Below are 18,346 nucleotides of genomic sequence, written 5' to 3'. Positions count from 1 at the left end.
CCATTGGAACCTGGGGGGAGCGGGCAGGCTCGGCCCCCCCAAAGGTATTTGTAACAAGGTCGATACCTCTATTGACCAATCCACCATAAATCTACGACTCGCGCTTGGTAAGGTTCTGGCCACAGGACTTTCCTGGGCTCACTTCTGTCATTGAGGGGCCATCCTTTCGCGCGAGTACTTGAATGCTGCAACGTTATCTCTGGAAGCTACTGCCCAAGTCGCAGCGCTCCTTTCTGTTGGGGCGCCTATCGGTTGTCGATCGGCAGGTCGTGAACAAATCGATGTCGGCCAATTGCCGTTTCCCCGAAGCTTTCGCCCGGCGCGGCTGCCTGTTCATCCATGTGCCCAAATGCGCCGGCAGCAGTATTTGCGTGGGGCTTTTCGATGGCTACAGCCCGGGCCACCTGCCGTTGTATTGGTACGAAGAGCAGTTCGCACAGCAGTACGCTGCCAGTTTCAAGTTTGCCTTTGTTCGTGATCCGCTGGAGCGTGCATATTCGGCCTATGCTTTGCTGCGGGGCAACACGTTGGGCGCCCGCGATCATGCGGCCCAGAAACTGGTCGGCCAATACCGCGATTTCGATGATTTCGTCGCGCGTTGGCTGCATCCGGAGAACATCACCCGGCAAATGCATTTCGCTGCCCAGACGGACTTCCTTATCGATTCCCTCGGCCATCTGGCGATGGACTTCATCGGTTATCAGGAATACCTCGGTCGGGATTTTCAGCGCGTATGCGAGCATCTGGGGCTGGCCGCGACGTTGCCCCATGTGAATCGCACCCGGCAGCGCGCTGTGATGCCGGTACGGGAAATCTGCTCGGTACGGACCCGTCGGTTGGTGCGACGGGTGCACCAACGTGACTACGAGATGCTTGGATATGAATGATTCGTCAAAGGTATCGATGCACCAGGTGCAGATTCGTCCTGGTGTGCAGGCGCTCACGCCCGAGGATCGGGCCGCCATCAAAGCCCAGCGCCCTCGCTGTATCTGGCTGACCGGGTTGTCGGGGGCGGGCAAGTCGACGCTGGCCAATGCGTTGGAAGTGCAGCTCAATCAGCAGGGCTTGCACACCGCCCTGCTTGATGGCGACAACCTGCGCCAGGGGTTGTGTCGGGGCCTGGGCATGGATGCAGAGGCCCGCAAGGAAAATATCCGTCGCATTGCCGAGGTGGCGCGCTTGATGGTCGACGCCGGCCTGATCGTCATCGTTGCGGCCATTTCCCCGTTTCGGGACGACCGGGAAGCGGCCCGACAGCTGTTCCCTGGCGGCACCTTCGTGGAAGTTTATGTCAGTACACCCTTCGACATCTGCGCCCAGCGTGACCCCAAGGGCCTGTACCGCGAAGCCCGTGCCGGGCGAATCAAGCATTTCACAGGGCTCGACAGCCCTTACGAAGCGCCGCTAGCGCCGCAATGCCAGATCGATACCAGCGAGGTGGAGCTGACCCAGGCCTGTGAGCGAATATTGGCGTTGCTGTAGAACTGATGGAGCACCCCTCCGGCGGCCTGTTGCAGCCATGGACGAGCCTTGCGCCAAGCCTGTGCTAATATCCCCGCCCTGTTCATTTTGTATGTGGGATGCTCCATGAAGTTGTCCATGCCGCGATTCGATCAAGCCCCTGTATTGGTGGTCGGCGATGTCATGCTCGACCGCTATTGGCATGGCGGTACCTCACGGATTTCCCCTGAGGCGCCGGTACCGGTGGTCAAGGTCGAGCACATCGAGGATCGCCCCGGTGGTGCCGCCAACGTTGCCCTGAACATCGCCGCCCTCGGCGCGCCAGCTTCCCTGGTGGGCGTGACCGGCGACGACGAGGCTGCCGACAGCCTGACCAATAGCCTCAAGGGCGCGGGCGTGCGGGCGATATTCCAGCGCATCGCGCACCAGCCGACCATCGTCAAGCTGCGGGTCATGAGCCGACACCAGCAACTGCTGCGCATCGACTTCGAAGAACCTTTCGCCACCGATCCTTTGGCCCTCGGTGCCGAGGTCGACAACCTGCTCGAAGGCATCAAGGTCCTGGTGTTGTCGGACTACGGCAAAGGCGCGTTGAAAAACCACCAGGCGCTGATCCAGGCCGCCCGCGCCCGTGGCATTCCGGTAGTGGCCGACCCCAAGGGCAAGGATTTTTCCATCTATCGTGGTGCCAGCCTGATCACGCCGAACCTCAGCGAGTTCGAAACCATCGTCGGCGGTTGTGTCGATGAGCACGATTTGGTGAGCAAAGGCGCCCAGTTGATGCAAGACCTCGATCTCGGCGCCTTGCTGGTGACCCGAGGCGAGCATGGCATGACCCTGCTACGCCCCGATCACCCTGCATTGCACCTGCCGGCCCGTGCTCGGGAAGTGTTCGACGTGACGGGTGCCGGCGACACCGTGATTTCCACCCTGGCCGCGGCGATCGCTGCCGGCGAGGAATTGCCCCATGCGGTCGCCCTGGCGAACCTGGCGGCAGGCATTGTCGTCGGCAAGCTCGGCACGGCGGCTATCAGCGCCCCCGAACTGCGCCGCGCCATCCAGCGCGAAGAAGGCTCCGAGCGAGGCGTGCTGGGCCTGGAGCAACTGCTGTTGGCCGTTGACGACGCCCGTGCCCACAACGAAAGCATCGTCTTCACCAACGGTTGCTTCGACATCCTGCATGCCGGCCACGTGACCTACCTCGAGCAGGCCAGGGCCCAAGGCGATCGCTTGATCGTCGCGGTCAACGACGATGCATCCGTGAGCCGTCTCAAAGGGCCGGGGCGCCCGATCAACAGCGTCGACCGGCGCATGGCGGTCCTGGCCGGCCTGGGCGCGGTGGACTGGGTGATCAGTTTCAGCGAGGGCACGCCGGAAAACCTGCTGCGCCAGGTCAAGCCGGATGTGCTGGTCAAGGGCGGTGACTATGGGATTGACCAGGTCGTCGGCGCAGACATCGTCACGGCATACGGGGGTACCGTGAAGGTATTAGGGCTGGTGGAAAACAGTTCGACGACGGCGATTGTCGAGAAGATTCGCAGTCGTTGAGTTGACGACAGTTATATCCCGGGGGGAGCTGTGCAAGGCGTGCGCCTCACCCCCCCCCCCGATGATGGATACATCCATCGCCTCTACTATCTCCGTTACGTTGTCGAGTTAGTTTATGAAAGTCATGCTCCTGGTTATGGATGAACAGCGTGTGATCCTCGATCGACTGTATGAAGTCGTGCGAGAGAATTGCGACGACTGCACCATCTATCGCTTGAGTAAGCAGCAACAAATGAAACTCGGCAAGTTCCTGGCCTCGGTCAATTATGAAGATTTCGACCGGGTGGTGATTTTTTCGCGGGTCAAGCGTCTGGCACCACAATTAAGCGTATTGAAGTGTATTCCGGGGCTGATCTTCCTTGAGCACGACGCTTATCAGAACTACATGCGCGAAAGTAAATACCACGGTGTCTATTCGCGTCTGTACCGCCGCTTGCCCAGTTGCCGCGCCTTGGTGTCAGGGGCTGTGGTGGCTCGCCGGATGCAAGCCGAGCACATCGATGCGGTGTTCGTTTCCAAAGGTTATGACGAACAGATGCTGCGCAATACCGACAGTGTCCGCGATATCCCCATTGGTTTTCTCGGTAGTCTCAAGAGCACTGAATATGCTCAACGCAAAGCCTTGCTTGAATCCTTGGTAAAACGCACCGGTATGCTTGTGACACGCACCCAATCGGGTCGCGAGTATCTGGAAACACTCAATCGCATCAAGATTTTTGTCAGCGCCGACCTGGGCATGGGGGAGTTCATGATCAAGAACTTCGAGGCGATGGCCTGCGGTTGCGTGTTATTGGCCTGGAGTCAGGGCGAGGAAGATCGATTGCTGGGTTTTGAGGACATGGAGAACACCGTTTTCTATCGTTCCGAGGACGAGGCCGTGCAGAAGCTCGAGCTGCTGCAAAGTGATCCGGAACTGGCCGCGCGGATCGCCCGCAACGGCCAAGCCTTCGCCGAGAGCCGCTATTCTTTTGCGCGTGTCGGGCGTGTCCTGGCCGAGGAAATTCAGCGTGAAATGCGTCCCTGGCAAGCCCCCTCGGTATTCACTCGCGGATGGGTCAAGCTGCGTTATGGCATGAATGTGCCGGGGTAAACGACATGGCGGATCGTGAACCTCAAATCAATGATGAGATGGTGCTCGATAGATTGCCGGGCGGTCATCAATCGCTGGTGGAAGCGTTGCCCCAGGCGTTGAAGGACTGTTTGGCAAGGGCGTCACGGGTGGTGCTGGTGGCGAATAATCCGGCGATCACTGCGGCCGATTTCCAGGCGCTCGATATCGGCAGTGACGACGTGGTCGTGACCTTCAATACCTGTGTGAAGTCGGCACTGCTCAGCCCGCGCAGCGTTAATGTGTTCGTCCATGGCTTTAATGCTCCCGACGCCTATTTCTTCGGCCTGCCTTACAACGCCGAGGTCCAGCGATTGTTCGACCAACCCGACGCACGCTGCTTCACAATGTTGGTGGGGTGTACCGGGGATATGTCGCCACTGCCGGGCGTGGCCTTGTTTTGGGAGCGCATTCCGTTACCACCTTTGTGGAACTACCCGGTCAACAGGGAGGGGGGCAAGCGGTATGTCGGGCCTTCGACGGGCTTCAATGCGCTGGTGCTGTTCGATTGGTTGCGCGACCATGTCGGGTATACCTACCAAATCATGACCTTGGGTTTTTCCAACGAGGCGGGAAAGTTCTGGAGCGGGCACGCTTGGGAATATGAGCGGCAGTGGCTGCTCAAGGCCGATGTGAGTGTTGTGCCGTTGCAACGCTGCCGTTGGTGGCAAAGGTGGTTTCGTCGCCCTTGAGTCGCATTGGCCAGTTGAGCCATCTGATGCGATGCCGCCGGGCAATTCTTTTCTACGACAAGGGCAGGACGCGTGTTGAAAGTTGCGCTGGCTTTTTTTGGTATTCCGAGAAACTCGGAAATCTGTTTTCCCTCTATCCAACAGAACGTCCTGGCACAAATTCCTGCCGGGAGCGAAGTACAGTGTTTTTATCATCTGTACAAAATCGATGAAATCCGCAATTCGCGCTCGGGCGAGCAAGGTGAACTGAAAGCGGACAACTATGCGCCATTCAGCACCATGACCGGTCGCCTCGACTCTACCGAGGGGGTCTTGGAACGCTGGGACTTCGAGCGGGTCAAGTCCTTGGGCGATACCTGGGGAGATGAGCATGCTTCGCTCAGAAACCTGATCTACCAGCTCAATTCCCTGAACGCCGTGACGGCCATGATGGAACCGTTTGATCCGGATTTCGTCGTGTTTGTGCGTCCTGACAATTTCTATCACACAGCGCTTCCGGCGTACGTGTTTGCTCACCCTGTTGCCCGCAGATTGAATGCCTACATTCCGGACTGGCAGTGGTGGGGGGGCTTGAACGACCGTTTCGCTATTTGCGGGCGTGACGCCTACCGAGCCTATGGCAAGCGTATCGAGCGTATTTTCGATTTTTGCGAGGCGACGGGCCGGAAACTGCATTCCGAACGGCTGCTCAAATACGCGTTGCAACAAGCGCGGGTGAAGGTGTGCACCCTGCCGACCACGGCGTCGCGGGTACGAATCGATGGCACCTTCGCCGAAGAGTCGTTCTCGCCCAAACGTGGCATGGGCAAGCGTGAAAATCGTTATTTCCATCTGTTTGCGCGGTGGCGAACTTATCTGGATAAACGGCGTTCCAGCTGACCTATTTGTGCAGCGTCCCGCGAACCATGCGCATCAGGCCCATGGCCTTTTTATGCAAGTTGGTCAGGCCTTGGCGACGAGGCTTGTGCACTTCCAAGCCTTGTTTCACCAGCCAATCCTTCCAGCGGATGCGTTCGTCGCGAACCACCCAGCCCTCTTGGCTGGCGAAGCTTTCGGCCAGGTGCAGGCCTCGGGTACTGGCCGCAATCAACTGATCACGTTTAAGCGTATAGAGCTCACCAATCGGTTTGCCATCTTCAAGCGGCATCAAGTATAGATCAGGCCGTTTGCGATCCAGCCGCGCGACCAACTGGTCGCCTTCCAGACGCTCATCAACGTGAAACAGGCTCAGGGACTTGGCTTCCTTGGGCACATCCAGGCGCAAGTCATAGATCAGTTGCAGCGATGCCGTCGGCAGGTGCACGTAGGCCCGTGGTCGTTCGATCAGTTGCAGGTTGGCGCTGCGCACCGGGCGTGCCGAGCCCGAGAGTGGCGTCAGGCGAAACGGCAAGGCTTCGCGGTAGTGCAAGGCCGTGGCGTAGGGGGCCGGCAGCCAAGTGTCGTTGAAACGCCCGCCCAGCCAGCCTTCCGGGGTTTCCAGCAGGCATTCCTCGGCAATTTCGCTGATGGCGGTGAGCAGCGGCAGGTTCAGCTCGTGGGCCGGGACGTAGCCGGAAATCAGCTTGAGCACCACATCGCCGCGATCCTGCCGACGTTGGCGCACCAGTACCCAATAGTCGCGGTTCTGCCAATGCAGGGTCAGGCGCACGGAAACGCCCAGGTTTGCCAACTCCAGGGAGAAACGCTCGGCATCGGCCACGGCTACAGGCTTGCGGCGCTGCAGGGTCTGGGCGAAGTTCAGCGGCATCCCGACACTTTGGTAAGTCAGGCCTTCGGGTGTCGCTTCGACGAGCAGGGGCAGGGTCTTGAAGTTGCTCGGGTTCTTTCTGATGAGCGTACGCGGCATGTCGGCTCCTTCCTTAAGGCCGCGTAGGGCGGCGTCAGTTTTTACGCAGGACCTTGGCTACGGTCGCGACGTTATGGGCGAGGTGCAGCGGATTGATGGTGCCGACAATAGCACTGGCGACCCCAGGATGCTCAAACAACAGTTCGAAGCTGGCGCGAACCGGGTCTACCCCGGGGCTCAGGCACACGTGACCGCTGGCCAGGGCTTTCTTCACCAGGATCGCCTTGCCGTGCTCGCTGGCGTAGTCAATGACAGCCTTTTCGTTTCGTTCGTTCAGATTGTAGGTGACCATCGCACAATCGCCTTGCTCCAAGGCTTTGAGGCCACCGTCGACGGTCTTGCCGGAAAAACCGAAGCCGCCGATCTTGCCCTCGCGCTTGAGCGCCGCCAGGGTCGGGTACACCTCGCTGTCGTTGAGGATCGCCAGGTCGTTGCCATCCGAATGTACCAGCACCAGGTCGATATAGTCGGTTTCCAGGCGCTTGAGGCTGCGTTCCACCGAAAATCGGGTATGGGCGGCACTGAAGTCGTGGCGCGACTGGCCGTCGCTGAATTCTTCGCCGACCTTGCTGACAATCACCCAGTCCTGGCGTTGGCCGCGCAGCAGCGGGCCGAGGCGTTCTTCGCTGCGGCCATAGGCCGGGGCGGTGTCGATCAGGTTGATACCCAGGTCGCGCGCCAGTTTGAGCAACATGCGCGCTTCGTCGTCATCGGGGATCCGAAAGCCGTTGGGGTATTTGACGCCTTGGTCGCGGCCGAGCTTGACGGTGCCCAGGCCCAGGGGAGAAACCCGCGGGCCGTCATGGCCCAGGGGGCGATAGAGGTCATGCAGGGTCGGTTGGCTCATGGCAGCAGTTGCTCCCAGGCGGGGACGCCCATCGGCGGCTTCGGCAGGTCCGGCAGTGGGGCCGGGTGGCTTGGCTGGATGCCGTCGCGTTGCAGGGCATTGACCACCCGATCGGCGAAGTCCGGGGCCAGCGCCAGTTTGGTCGGCCAGCCCACCAGCAGGCGATCCTGCTCGGCGAGGAAGGCATTGTCCGGGCGGGTCAGGCCCGACTGCAACGGTTCGGCGCGATCCACCCGCAGCGTGGCCCATTGTGCGGTGCTCAGGTCAATCCAAGGCAACAATTGGCCGAGTTCTTTCTGGGCGGCGGCGATCTGCGCGGCAGGCTCGCGGGTCACGCCATCGCCTTCGGCCAGATCGCCACCCACGTACCAGACCCATTGGCCATCGACGGCCGGATGGGTGGTCACGGTGACGCGCGGCTTCGGTCCGCCGCCCAGGCAATGGGCGTAGAGCGGCTTGAGGCTGGGGCCCTTGACCAGGACCATGTGCAACGGTCGGCGCTGCATGGCCGGCTGGTCCAGGCCCAAGGCGTTGAGCAGGTCGGCGGTGCCGGCCCCGGCGCTGAGGACAATGCGTTGCGCGCGAATCTCACGGCCATCGACCTTGAGTCCGATCAGCTCGCCAGCTTCGCGCAGCGGTTCGATGTGTTGCCCGGCCAGCAAGCTGTCGCCGGCCAGTTCCGCCAGGCGCGCGATCACGCTCGGCACGTCCACCACCAGTTCGGCCAGGCGATAGACCTTGCCCTTGAAGCGCTTGTCTTGCAGGGCCGGCGGCAGCTGGTCGCCCTTGACCTGATCGACCCGCCCGCGCACGGCCTTGCTGGCAAAGAAACTGGTGAGGTTGCCGGCCAGGGTGCCGGGGGACCAGAGGTAATGGGCATCGGACAGCATGCGCACGCCGGACAGGTCCAGCTCACCTTCACCCTTCAGGGCTTCGCGCCAGCGGCGCGGCATGTCGGCGATGGCTTCCGAGGCACCGGTCAGGGCGCCATGCAAGGCATACTTGGCGCCGCCATGGATGATGCCCTGGGATTTGACACTCTGCCCGCCGCCGAGACTGGCGCTTTCCACCAGCACGGTCGAAAAACCCTGGCGACGCAGGCGTGCATTCAGCCAGAGGCCGGCGACGCCTGCGCCGACAATCAGAATGTCGGTGGAAATAACGGATGGCATGAGCGACCTCAGTGTTCAAGACGAGGGCGCAGTATACAGACTCGATGCAGAGGGAATTTGCTGGCGATCAACCTCGGCAGCTGGCTAGAAGGCTTTTGTGGCGAGGGAGCTTGCTCCCGCTTGGGTGCGAAGCGCCCATAAAAAATGGGGTTGCTGCGCAACCCAGCGGGAGCAAGCTCCCTCGCCACAAGTGCACCACAGCTCAATAGAAAGTGCATTCCAGCTCAATAAACATGCATTCCAGCTTGATGATCAGTGGGTTTTCAGTGCCCGGCAGTCTTGGAAAACAGCTGGATCACCACCACCCCCAACACAATCAACGCCATCCCCAGCATCGCCGGCACGTCCAGTTTCTGCCCGTAGATGAACAGCGCCGCCACGCTGACCATGACGATCCCCAGCCCGGCCCAGACCGCATAGGCCACGCCCACCGGTACGGTGCGCACCACCAGCGTCAGCATCCAGAACGCGGTGCCGTAGCCGACGATGACCAGCAGCAAAGGCAAAGGTGTGCTCAAGCCCTTGATGGCTTTCATCGAAACGGTGGCGATCACTTCGGCGCAGATGGCGATGGCCAGGTAGTAGTAGGCGTTCATAGGCGGTTCCTCTTCGACGGTAGCGTCTTTCGATGGGGCCATTCTAGAGATCGCTCAGATGCGGTAAAGTCATTACCTATCTGTAATCAAGATAGGTTGAGCCGTGAACGTTCAGTGGAACCTGGAGCAATTGCAGCTGTTTGTCGGGGTCGCCGAGAAACGTTCGTTTTCCGCCGTGGCCCGGGACCAGCGCAAGGCCCAATCGGCCATCAGCAGCGCGATTGCCTCGCTGGAGGCGGATTTGGGCGTGAGCCTGTTCGAGCGCAGCAGCGGCCGTCAGCCCAGGCTCACCGACGCTGGTGAAGCTCTGCTTGAAGAGGCCCGGGAAGTGCTGCGCCAGTGCGAGCGCCTCAATGGCCGGGCCCTGGCCCTGATGCGCGGGCAGGAAGCGTCGCTGCGCCTGGCCCAGGACGAAGCCATGCCCTATCAGCCGGTGATCGACAGCCTGGCGGCTTTGGCCGAACGATTTCCTACCCTCGAAGTGCAACTGGCCAGCGCCGCCCAGGGCGATGTGGCGCGCAAACTGGTGGAACGTCGCGCCGACCTCGGCTTGCTGTTCTATCACGACCAGATCCCCGAGGCGCTGGAGCGCCGGGTGCTGGGCAGTGTCGAGATGGTCACGGTGTGCGGCAGGGGCCATCCGCTGGCGAACCATGATTACGTGACCTGTCGGGAAATGGCCCGGCACCGCCAGTTGTTGATGGCGACCCAGTCCAGCGTCTACCCCGGCAGCGAGCAGGCCAGCCCGCAGGTCTGGCGGGCCGACAGTTTCTATGTGTTGGCCGAGTGGCTGAGGAGTGGCCTGGGCTGGGCCTGGCTGCCACGGCACGTGGTGCAATACCCGGCGTACCTGGGCGACATGGTCGAACTCAGCAGCGAATGGACTCCGCCGGCCCTGGTGGTGGAACTGGTCTGGCGCCGCGATGAACCCCTGGGCCCGGCCGCCCGTTGGCTGGCGGAACGTTTTGCCGTGCAGTTGCAGGCGATCGGCTGAAAAACCGATAAACTCCGCCGCCATGAACAGAACTCTCTATAGCGCGTTGTTTTACCTGGGGCTGCCACTGGTAGCGATTCGGCTGTGGTTACGGGCCCGCAAGGCACCGGCGTATGCCCGGCGCATTGGCGAGCGGTTCTCCTGGGGGCTGCCGGACATGGTGCCGGGGGGCATCTGGGTCCACGCCGTATCGGTGGGCGAGAGCATCGCCGCCGCGCCAATGGTCCGCGCCTTGCTGCAACGTTATCCACAGCTGCCGATCACCGTCACGTGCATGACGCCCACCGGTTCGGAGCGGATCCAGGCGTTGTTCGCCAACGAGCCGCGCATCCAGCATTGCTACTTGCCTTACGACTTGCCTTGCGCCGCCAAGCGTTTTCTTGACCGGGTCCGGCCGTCCCTGGCGGTGATCATGGAAACCGAGCTGTGGCCCAACCATATCCACCAATGCGCCAGGCGCGGCATTCCAGTGGCCCTGGCCAACGCGCGGTTGTCGGAGCGCTCGGCGCGGGGGTATGCACGCTTTCCCAAGCTCACCCGGCCGATGCTCGCCGAAATGAGCCTGTTCGCCGTGCAGACCGAAGCCGAAGCCGAGCGTTTTCGTCAGTTGGGCGCGCGGGCGGAAACCGTCGAGGTCACCGGTTCGATCAAGTTCGACCTGACCATCGCCCCGCAACTGCTCGAAGACGCCAGCGCGTTGCGCCGTCAGTGGCAGGCAACCGAGCGCCCGGTGTGGATCGCCGCCAGTACCCATGAGGGTGAGGACGAAGTAGTGCTGGCGGCCCACCGTCAGTTGCTCGACAGTTACCCCGATGCGTTGCTGATCCTGGTGCCGCGTCATCCCGAGCGCTTCGACGCAGTGCACCAACTGTGTGAAAGCGAAGGGTTGGCCACGGTGCGGCGCTCCAGCGGGCAGCCCGTGACCGCGCAGGCTTCGGTGTTGCTCGGCGACACCATGGGTGAATTGCTGTTTCTCTACGCGTTGGCCGACAGCGCGTTTGTCGGTGGCAGCCTGGTGCCCAACGGTGGGCACAACCTGCTCGAGCCGGCGGCGCTGGCGAAACCGGTGCTCAGCGGACCGCACCTGTTCAACTTTCTTGAAATCGCCGCGCAACTGCGCGCTGCCGGTGCGCTGGCGGAAGTGGACGATGCCCAAAGCCTGGCCTTGGCGGTGCAGCGCCTGTTCGAACTACCCCGCGATGCCCATCGTATGGCCGAGGCAGGACTTGCGGTGATGCGCCGCAACCAGGGTGCGTTGCAGCGGTTACTGGAGGGGTTGGGGCGGTTGCTCGACTGAGCGCGGGTCCTGCACCTATGGCAGGGATTATCTGTGGCGAGGGGATTTATCCCCGCTGGGCTGCGCAGCAGCCCCAAAACCTGACCGTACGGTGTGTCAGGTAATTTGAATTGGGGGCGCTCCGCACCCCAGCGGGGATAAATCCCCTAGCCACAAAGGTCAACTGTTACTTGTGAGCTCGGTGCACTACTGCGCCGGCCGCGAGCGCAACTGCTGCGAGGCTGCCTCGGCCAGGTCCGGCGGCAGGAAGTCGCGGTCCGGGTTGTAGTCGGGCTTGAGGTAGCGCGACAGGTCCTGCAAGTCCGCTGGGCTCAAGGTTCCGGCCGCTTGCTTGAGGCGCAGGTTGTCGAGGATGTAGTCGTAGCGAGCGTTGTTGTAGTTGCGCACCGAGGTGTACAGCTGGCGCTGGGCATCGAGCACGTCGACGATGTTGCGGGTGCCCACCTGGTAGCCGATTTCCGTGGCTTCCACCGCGCTCTGGTTGGAGATGATCGACTGGCGCCGGGCCTGGACCTGCTCCACGTCGGTGTTGACCGCACGGTGCAGGTTGCGGGTGTTTTCCACCACCTGCCGGCGCAGGGCTTCGCGTTGCTGCTCGGTCTGGGTGAGTTGCGAGTAGGACTCGCGCACCTGGGAGCTGGTCAGTCCGCCACTGTAGAGCGGGATACTCAGTTGCAGGCCAATGGTGCGTTGCTCGGCATCGCCGCCGTAGCGCTGGCCGGTAGGGCTCGGGTTGGTGAAACCGAGGCCGTCGTTGTCGCCTTTTCTGTACTGGGCTATCGCGTCGAGGGTCGGCGCATGGCCAGCCTTGCGTTGGCGCAGGGTGTCCTCGGCGGCATCGACGGCGTAGTTGCTGGCCAGCAGGTTCAGGTTCTGCTTGGCCGCCGTATCAACCCAGGCCTTGGCATCGTTCGGCGCTGGCGGCAGGATAGGCAAGGTGTGGACGATGCCCTGGAGCGAGTTGTACTGGCGATTGGTCAGCGTGATCAAGGCTTCGAAGGCATCGTCGACCTGGCGCTGGGCGAGGATCCGGTTGGCCCGGGCGGTGTCGTAGCTGGCCTGGGATTGCAGCACATCGGTCTTGTCCGACAGGCCCACGTCAAAGCGCTCGTTGGACTGGTCGAGCTGACGCTTGAACGCCGCTTCCTCGGCCTTGGTCGAGGCCAGGTTGTCCTGGCTGCGCAGCACATTGAAATAGCTCTCGGCGCTTTGCAGGATCATGTTCTGTTCGGTGGCCGACAGTTGCAGCGACGCTTGTTCGTCGACGGACTTTGCAGCCTGTAACTGAAACCAGCGATCGGCGCGGAAAATCGGTTGGGACAGCGTGGCCTGGTAAACCGTAGAGCTGCGGTTGGCGGTCATCGCCGGCTGGTCGAGCTCGGTACGGGTGTTGTTCAGGTCGGCACCGGCCGAGAGATTCGGCAACAACCCGGCACGCGCCTGGGGCACCACTTCCTTCTGGGCGCCGTACTGGGCGCGGGCAGCGGCAAGGTCGGCGTTGTTGTCCACCGCTTCCTGATACACGCTCACCAGATCGGTTTTGGTGGTGATGGGCGCTTCGGCAGCCCAGGCCATTCCATTGGACGCACAAGACACGGCAAGGGCCAGTGAGAGTTTGCGCAGCATGAGGCGATCCCTACTTCTCAAATGATTGCGCACAAGAGGCGCGGCGTAGCGAGTGTAGTTGCGCCTGGGCACGGCAACAATCCTGTATATGCGCCATTCATCACGCCTTTTGCCCTGGCGATGGCGTTCTCTCGTGGTTGTGTCTAGACTGGCCGGGTTCTTGTCGGGGTGCCTTGCTATGAGGCTGAGATCGAATAATTTCGGATCCCGTTGAACCTGATCAGGTTAGCGCCTGCGTAGGGAACAAGATTTCTCGTCACCCGGCGAGTCCTCTTGTGCTTCGTCCGGGATGTTGTTCGACCATCGACTTTCGATTTTCGAGCATGCTCGAGCAGCAAGCACAGCGTCCGCACTTTCGTGCAGGGACGCGTCCACTCGTTACAGGTTCGCTCCGACAAAAATCCACTGCCTGGATGTGTGTCTGGAGAGCCCGTGATGACGACAAAATCAAAAAACGCGACCAACCTCAGTGATTCGGCCAAGGTCGATGAGCAATCGGTTCAGCCCTTTACCCGCTCGCAAAAAATCTATGTCCAGGGCAGCCGCCCGGATATCCGCGTGCCCATGCGCGAAATCAGCCTCGACGTGACCCCCACCGACTTCGGCGGCGAAATCAACGCGCCGGTCGTGGTGTACGACACCTCGGGCCCCTACACCGACCCGAATGTGATCATCGACGTGCGCAAAGGCCTGGCCGACGTGCGCTCGCCGTGGATCGAAGCCCGTGGCGACACCGAGCGCCTGGCGGGCCTGAGCTCCAACTTCGGCCAGGAACGCCTGGCCGATCCCGAGCTGACCAAGCTGCGCTTTGCCCACGTGAATAACCCGCGTCGCGCCAAGCCGGGTGCCAACGTCAGCCAGATGCACTACGCGCGCAAAGGCATCATCACCGCCGAGATGGAATACGTCGCCATCCGCGAAAACATGAAGCTGGAGGTCGCCCGCGCCGCTGGCCTGCTGGACCAGCAACACGCTGGCCACAGCTTCGGCGCCAGCGTGCCGAAAGTCATCACCGCGGAATTCGTGCGCGATGAAATCGCCCGTGGTCGCGCGATCATCCCGGCCAACATCAACCACACCGAACTGGAACCGATGATCATCGGCCGTAACTTCCTGGTGAAGATCAACGGCAACATCGGCAACAGTGCGCTGGGTTCGTCCATCGAAGAAGAAGTGGCGAAGCTGACCTGGGGCATCCGCTGGGGTTCGGACACGGTCATGGACCTGTCCACCGGCAAGCACATCCATGAAACCCGCGAGTGGATCATCCGCAACTCGCCCGTGCCGATCGGCACCGTGCCGATCTACCAGGCCCTGGAAAAAGTCGGTGGCGTGGCCGAAGACCTGACCTGGGAGTTGTTCCGCGACACGCTGATCGAGCAGGCCGAGCAGGGCGTCGACTACTTCACCATCCACGCCGGCGTGTTGCTGCGCTATGTGCCGATGACCGCCAAGCGCGTCACCGGTATCGTCAGTCGTGGTGGTTCGATCATGGCCAAGTGGTGCCTGGCGCACCACAAAGAGAACTTCCTCTACACCCACTTCGAAGACATCTGCGAAATCATGAAGGCCTACGACGTCAGCTTCTCGCTGGGCGATGGCCTGCGTCCGGGCTCGATTGCCGATGCCAACGACGAAGCGCAGTTCGGTGAGCTGGAAACCCTCGGCGAACTGACCAAGATCGCCTGGAAGCACGACGTGCAATGCATGATCGAAGGCCCCGGCCACGTGCCGATGCAACTGATCAAGGAGAACATGGACAAGCAGCTCGAGTGCTGCGACGAGGCGCCGTTCTACACCCTCGGCCCACTGACCACCGACATTGCGCCGGGCTACGACCACATCACCTCCGGCATAGGTGCGGCGATGATCGGCTGGTTCGGTTGCGCCATGCTCTGCTACGTCACGCCGAAGGAACACCTCGGCTTGCCGAACAAGGATGACGTCAAGACCGGGATCATCACCTACAAGATCGCCGCCCACGCCGCCGACCTTGCCAAGGGCCACCCGGGCGCGCAGATCCGCGACAACGCCTTGAGCAAGGCGCGTTTCGAGTTCCGTTGGGAAGACCAGTTCAACCTCGGCCTGGACCCGGACACCGCCCGTTCGTACCACGACGAAACCCTGCCGAAGGACTCGGCCAAGGTCGCGCATTTCTGCTCGATGTGCGGGCCGAAATTCTGCTCGATGAAAATCACCCAGGAAGTGCGCGAGTACGCGGCCAACCAGCGCATCGAGGCGGTGGACGTGGACGTTGCCCAGGGTTTGGCGGAGCAGGCAGAGCGGTTCAAGAAGGAAGGTAGTCAGCTTTACAAGAAAGTTTAAGCGGCGCTCACCCCGTGGCGAGGGAGCTTGCTCCCGCTCGGCTGCGAAGCAGCCGCAAAACCAGGCACCACCATTCTGGCTACCAGAACGCGGTGACTGGTTTTGGGCCTGCTACGCAGGCCAGCGGGAGCAAGCTCCCTCGCCACATCAGCGACCCAAAACAATAATCTCCCCTGAGATATCTCTGTGAACATCCAACCCAGCACCTATTCCCCCGACACCGCCGTCCCCCTGGACAAGCGCGTCTTCGGCGCCCGCGATCTGTTTTCCCTGTGGTTCTCTCTCGGCATCGGCCTGATGGTCTTGCAGGTCGGCGCCTTGCTCGCGCCGGGCCTGGGCTTGAGTGGCTCGTTGCTGGCGATTTTCCTCGGCACGCTGGTGGGCGTCCTGCTGCTGGCAGCCGTCGGCGTGATCGGTAGCGACACCGGCCTGTCGGCGATGGCGGCCCTCAAGCTCAGCCTCGGCGGCAAGGGCGCGAGCGTGCCAGCGGTGTTGAACCTGCTGCAACTGATCGGCTGGGGCTCGTTCGAAATCATCGTCATGCGTGACGCCGCCAGCCTGCTCGGTGCCCGTGCCTTCAGCGAGGGCAGCCTGGGCTCCAACCCACTGCTGTGGACACTGTTCTTCGGCGCCCTGGCGACCCTGCTTGCGGTCAGCGGGCCGTTGACCTTCGTGCGCAAGGTCCTGCGCAAGTGGGGCATCTGGTTGTTGCTGGCGGCGTGCATCTGGCTGACCTGGAACCTGTTCGCCAAGGCCGACCTGGCCGCGCTGTGGGCCCAAGCGGGCGACGGCTCGATGCCGCTGGCGGTGGGTTTCGATATCGCCATTGCGATGCCGCTGTCGTGGTTGCCGCTGATCGCCGACTACTCGCGCTTCGGCAAGCGCGCCAAGAATGTCTTCGGCGGTACTGCCGTGGGATTCTTCATCGGTAACGTCTGGCTGATGAGCCTGGGCGTGGCCTACACCCTGGCGTTCGCGCCAAGCGGTGAAGTCAACGCGTTGCTATTGGCCCTTGCAGGCGCCGGGTTGGGCATTCCGCTGCTGCTGATTCTGCTGGATGAGTCGGAAAACGCCTTCGCCGACATTCACTCGGCGGCGGTCTCCAGTGGCATGTTGTCGGGCCTGAAAGTCGAACACCTGGCCTTGGCGATCGGCGTGCTCTGCACCTTGATCGCGTGCTTTGCGCCGTTGGCGCAATACCAGAACTTCCTGTTGCTGATCGGCTCGGTGTTCGCGCCGCTGTTCGGCGTGGTGCTGGTGGACCACTTCATCCTGCGCAAGCGCAGCAGCCAAGTGCTGTCAGCCGCGTTGCGCTGGCCGGCGCTGTTGGCCTGGTTGGGCGGGGTGAGCACTTATCACTTGCTGGCCAACTTCTATCCGGACATCGGCGCCACCCTGCCGTCGCTGATCCTGGCAGGGTTGCTGCAACTGTTGCTGGGCCGGGCTTTCAGCTACGGCCAGGGAACAGCTCGGGCTTGAGGATGCCATTGAGGCGTGGGTAAGCGATCTTCAATTCGATGTGGCCCAGGGCGTATGGCGCGATGGTGCTCACTTCGTACTTGAGGATCACCCCGCCGTAGGTCAGCGCCACGTGTGGGGTTTTCTGGAAGGACCACTGTTTCAGGAACTCGGGTTCCTGATCCAGCTTGGTGCTGATCAGCCAACTGTTGTGGGCGACCTGGGCGGCTTTCCAGAACGCTTCTTCCTGGCCCGGCAGCAGCATGTCCGACAGCGTCAGCACCTTGTGTTGCTGGCGCGAATAGTTGATGAAGCCGCGACCCGGTGTGCCGTGGGCGCCGCCGGTGTCCAGGTAGCTGGACAATTCGATGATCACCAGGCCGTCATGTTGCTCACGTACCTTGGCCTGCAAATAGCTGCTATTGCGGGGCGCGGCGCTGCGCAGGAACTGCTCGCGATAGGCGGCAAGCGTCGGCGCTACCGGGGCGTCCGGGGTGGTGCGGGTCATTTGCAGCAGGCGTTTTTCGACGATGCCGTCCAGGGCCGGCTCGGTGGGAAAGTGCAGGGTATCGATGTTCACCAACGGGCAGTCGGCACTGGCGCAACCTGGTTGCAGTTGCTCCGACGCATCGCGGGTGGTTTCCAGCGGCGCGCGGTAATTGGGTTGGAACAGGCTTTGGCAAGCGCCCAGGGTCAGGGCAATGGCGGCCACGGAGGCAGTTTTGAAAAGCGACATGGGCGTCCTTCATGGAACAGGGAAAGGCGAAAAGTTACCCGCTTCGACTGCCAGCAGGACAATCAGTTCGCCACTAAGCTCATTAGAGTTCTTTCACCTTCTGCCGTCCATCCCGATGAGTGGAAAGGGGCTGCATCAAAGGGTGCGGGCGCGTTAGGATGGCGCGAAGCCGAGGTTGGAACCTCGTATTGATCGACTGCACACGAGGATTGTCATGACCGATTTCGCCAACGCCACACCGAACGCCGTGGAGATCGTCAAGCGCGAGAGCTGCTTCCAGGGTTTCTACAAACTCGACCGCGTGCACTTGCGCCACGAATTGTTTGCCGGTGGCATGAGCCGCGAAATCAGCCGTGAATTGTTCGTGCGCCATGACGCGGTGTGCGTGCTGCCTTACGACCCGCAGCGCGATGAAGTGGTGTTGATCGAGCAGTTTCGCGTCGGCGCCATGGGCAAGGTCGCCAACCCTTGGCTGGTGGAATTGGTGGCCGGCCTGATCGACAAGGACGAGCAACCGGAAGAAGTTGCTCATCGTGAAGCGCAGGAGGAAGCTGGGCTTGCCTTCGCTGCGCTCTGGCCGATGACCCGGTATTTTCCATCCCCGGGCGGCAGCGATGAATTCGTCCATTTGTACCTGGGG

Annotated in this window: 17 protein-coding genes and 1 riboswitch; of the genes, 11 read left to right on the top strand and 6 right to left on the bottom strand. The window is 61.7% G+C overall.

What is annotated here, in order from left to right:
- Positions 1 to 182 precede the first annotated feature (182 nt).
- The 6 genes from LQ215_RS16055 to LQ215_RS16030 all read left to right on the top strand — a co-directional run bounded on the left by LQ215_RS16055 (position 183) and on the right by LQ215_RS16030 (position 5,688).
- Positions 183 to 887, top strand: coding sequence for a sulfotransferase family 2 domain-containing protein (locus tag LQ215_RS16055; protein WP_230151321.1), 705 nt, complete (start codon positions 183 to 185; stop codon positions 885 to 887).
- The gene (gene cysC / locus LQ215_RS16050; protein WP_230151320.1) at positions 880 to 1,482 is read left to right on the top strand and encodes an adenylyl-sulfate kinase; all 603 of its coding nucleotides are present in this window, start codon (positions 880 to 882) and stop codon (positions 1,480 to 1,482) included. The genes LQ215_RS16055 and cysC overlap by 8 nt, the downstream gene beginning before the upstream one ends.
- A 105-nt stretch (positions 1,483 to 1,587) precedes the next feature.
- A complete protein-coding gene (gene hldE / locus LQ215_RS16045; RefSeq protein WP_230151319.1) occupies positions 1,588 to 3,009 on the top strand; it encodes a bifunctional D-glycero-beta-D-manno-heptose-7-phosphate kinase/D-glycero-beta-D-manno-heptose 1-phosphate adenylyltransferase HldE in 1,422 nt (473 codons plus the stop codon).
- A gap of 115 nt (positions 3,010 to 3,124) precedes the next feature.
- On the top strand, positions 3,125 to 4,099 hold the full coding sequence (locus LQ215_RS16040) for a glycosyltransferase (RefSeq protein ID WP_230151317.1): 975 nt from the start codon (positions 3,125 to 3,127) through the stop codon (positions 4,097 to 4,099).
- A 5-nt stretch (positions 4,100 to 4,104) separates the two neighbouring features.
- Positions 4,105 to 4,809 (top strand): hypothetical protein, encoded by a 705-nt coding sequence (locus tag LQ215_RS16035; protein ID WP_230151315.1) that lies wholly within the window; start codon positions 4,105 to 4,107, stop codon positions 4,807 to 4,809.
- Positions 4,810 to 4,881: 72 nt separating this feature from the next.
- Complete coding sequence (locus LQ215_RS16030; protein ID WP_230151312.1) at positions 4,882 to 5,688, top strand: hypothetical protein; 807 nt, start codon at positions 4,882 to 4,884, stop codon at positions 5,686 to 5,688.
- 1 nt (position 5,689) lies between these two features.
- Here LQ215_RS16030 and LQ215_RS16025 read toward each other — a convergent pair whose 3' ends face one another.
- The 4 genes from LQ215_RS16025 to LQ215_RS16010 all read right to left on the bottom strand — a co-directional run bounded on the left by LQ215_RS16025 (position 5,690) and on the right by LQ215_RS16010 (position 9,270).
- Positions 5,690 to 6,655: a metal ABC transporter ATPase gene (locus LQ215_RS16025; RefSeq protein ID WP_230151309.1), complete on the bottom strand. Its 966-nt coding sequence runs from the start codon at positions 6,653 to 6,655 to the stop codon at positions 5,690 to 5,692.
- 34 nt (positions 6,656 to 6,689) lie between these two features.
- Entirely contained in the window at positions 6,690 to 7,502 is an 813-nt protein-coding gene (locus tag LQ215_RS16020) for an aldo/keto reductase (RefSeq protein ID WP_013692125.1), read from the bottom strand.
- Complete coding sequence (locus LQ215_RS16015) at positions 7,499 to 8,674, bottom strand: NAD(P)/FAD-dependent oxidoreductase (RefSeq protein WP_230151306.1); 1,176 nt, start codon at positions 8,672 to 8,674, stop codon at positions 7,499 to 7,501. The genes LQ215_RS16020 and LQ215_RS16015 overlap by 4 nt, the downstream gene beginning before the upstream one ends.
- 263 nt (positions 8,675 to 8,937) lie before the next feature.
- Positions 8,938 to 9,270 carry a DMT family transporter gene (locus tag LQ215_RS16010; RefSeq protein WP_003197153.1) on the bottom strand — a complete coding sequence of 111 codons (333 nt, stop codon included), beginning with the start codon at positions 9,268 to 9,270 and terminating at the stop codon, positions 8,938 to 8,940.
- Positions 9,271 to 9,373: 103 nt separating this feature from the next.
- On the opposite strand from LQ215_RS16010, the gene LQ215_RS16005 reads away from it, so the two are divergent.
- Both LQ215_RS16005 and waaA read left to right on the top strand, forming a co-directional pair.
- Positions 9,374 to 10,264: a LysR family transcriptional regulator gene (locus tag LQ215_RS16005; RefSeq protein ID WP_058543052.1), complete on the top strand. Its 891-nt coding sequence runs from the start codon at positions 9,374 to 9,376 to the stop codon at positions 10,262 to 10,264.
- Positions 10,265 to 10,286: 22 nt separating this feature from the next.
- A complete protein-coding gene (gene waaA, locus LQ215_RS16000; RefSeq protein ID WP_230151303.1) occupies positions 10,287 to 11,561 on the top strand; it encodes a lipid IV(A) 3-deoxy-D-manno-octulosonic acid transferase in 1,275 nt (424 codons plus the stop codon).
- A gap of 186 nt (positions 11,562 to 11,747) precedes the next feature.
- On the opposite strand, the gene LQ215_RS15995 is transcribed toward waaA, so the two are convergent.
- A complete protein-coding gene (locus LQ215_RS15995; RefSeq protein WP_230151300.1) occupies positions 11,748 to 13,187 on the bottom strand; it encodes a TolC family outer membrane protein in 1,440 nt (479 codons plus the stop codon).
- A gap of 154 nt (positions 13,188 to 13,341) precedes the next feature.
- Positions 13,342 to 13,447: riboswitch (TPP riboswitch) on the top strand.
- 175 nt (positions 13,448 to 13,622) lie between these two features.
- On the opposite strand from LQ215_RS15995, the gene thiC reads away from it, so the two are divergent.
- Both thiC and cytX read left to right on the top strand, forming a co-directional pair.
- Entirely contained in the window at positions 13,623 to 15,512 is a 1,890-nt protein-coding gene (thiC, locus tag LQ215_RS15990; protein WP_230151297.1) for a phosphomethylpyrimidine synthase ThiC, read from the top strand.
- Between the two features lie 186 nt (positions 15,513 to 15,698).
- Positions 15,699 to 16,991 (top strand): putative hydroxymethylpyrimidine transporter CytX, encoded by a 1,293-nt coding sequence (cytX, locus tag LQ215_RS15985; protein ID WP_230151295.1) that lies wholly within the window; start codon positions 15,699 to 15,701, stop codon positions 16,989 to 16,991.
- Here the strand turns inward: cytX and LQ215_RS15980 are convergent.
- Positions 16,960 to 17,706, bottom strand: a complete 747-nt coding sequence (locus LQ215_RS15980; protein WP_230151292.1) for a DUF3298 domain-containing protein — start codon at positions 17,704 to 17,706, stop codon at positions 16,960 to 16,962. The genes cytX and LQ215_RS15980 overlap by 32 nt on opposite strands.
- A gap of 214 nt (positions 17,707 to 17,920) precedes the next feature.
- Here LQ215_RS15980 and LQ215_RS15975 point away from each other — a divergent pair.
- Positions 17,921 to 18,346 (top strand): NUDIX domain-containing protein (locus LQ215_RS15975; protein ID WP_230151291.1); only part of this gene is annotated, 426 nt, incomplete at its 3' end.

This window comes from Pseudomonas brassicacearum, assembly GCF_918698105.1.
GTDB lineage: Bacteria > Pseudomonadota > Gammaproteobacteria > Pseudomonadales > Pseudomonadaceae > Aquipseudomonas > Aquipseudomonas brassicacearum_F.
This window is presented reverse-complemented; position numbering and strand designations above follow the sequence as displayed.

Coding starts and splice junctions, on each gene's coding strand:
- LQ215_RS16055 (WP_230151321.1), top strand. CDS start 183: ATGCTGCAACGTTATCTCTGGAAGCTACTGCCCAAGTCGCAGCGCTCC.
- cysC (WP_230151320.1), top strand. CDS start 880: ATGAATGATTCGTCAAAGGTATCGATGCACCAGGTGCAGATTCGTCCT.
- hldE (WP_230151319.1), top strand. CDS start 1,588: ATGAAGTTGTCCATGCCGCGATTCGATCAAGCCCCTGTATTGGTGGTC.
- LQ215_RS16040 (WP_230151317.1), top strand. CDS start 3,125: ATGAAAGTCATGCTCCTGGTTATGGATGAACAGCGTGTGATCCTCGAT.
- LQ215_RS16035 (WP_230151315.1), top strand. CDS start 4,105: ATGGCGGATCGTGAACCTCAAATCAATGATGAGATGGTGCTCGATAGA.
- LQ215_RS16025 (WP_230151309.1), bottom strand. CDS start 6,655: ATGCCGCGTACGCTCATCAGAAAGAACCCGAGCAACTTCAAGACCCTG.
- LQ215_RS16020 (WP_013692125.1), bottom strand. CDS start 7,502: ATGAGCCAACCGACCCTGCATGACCTCTATCGCCCCCTGGGCCATGAC.
- LQ215_RS16015 (WP_230151306.1), bottom strand. CDS start 8,674: ATGCCATCCGTTATTTCCACCGACATTCTGATTGTCGGCGCAGGCGTC.
- LQ215_RS16010 (WP_003197153.1), bottom strand. CDS start 9,270: ATGAACGCCTACTACTACCTGGCCATCGCCATCTGCGCCGAAGTGATC.
- waaA (WP_230151303.1), top strand. CDS start 10,287: ATGAACAGAACTCTCTATAGCGCGTTGTTTTACCTGGGGCTGCCACTG.
- LQ215_RS15995 (WP_230151300.1), bottom strand. CDS start 13,187: ATGCTGCGCAAACTCTCACTGGCCCTTGCCGTGTCTTGTGCGTCCAAT.
- thiC (WP_230151297.1), top strand. CDS start 13,623: ATGACGACAAAATCAAAAAACGCGACCAACCTCAGTGATTCGGCCAAG.
- LQ215_RS15980 (WP_230151292.1), bottom strand. CDS start 17,706: ATGTCGCTTTTCAAAACTGCCTCCGTGGCCGCCATTGCCCTGACCCTG.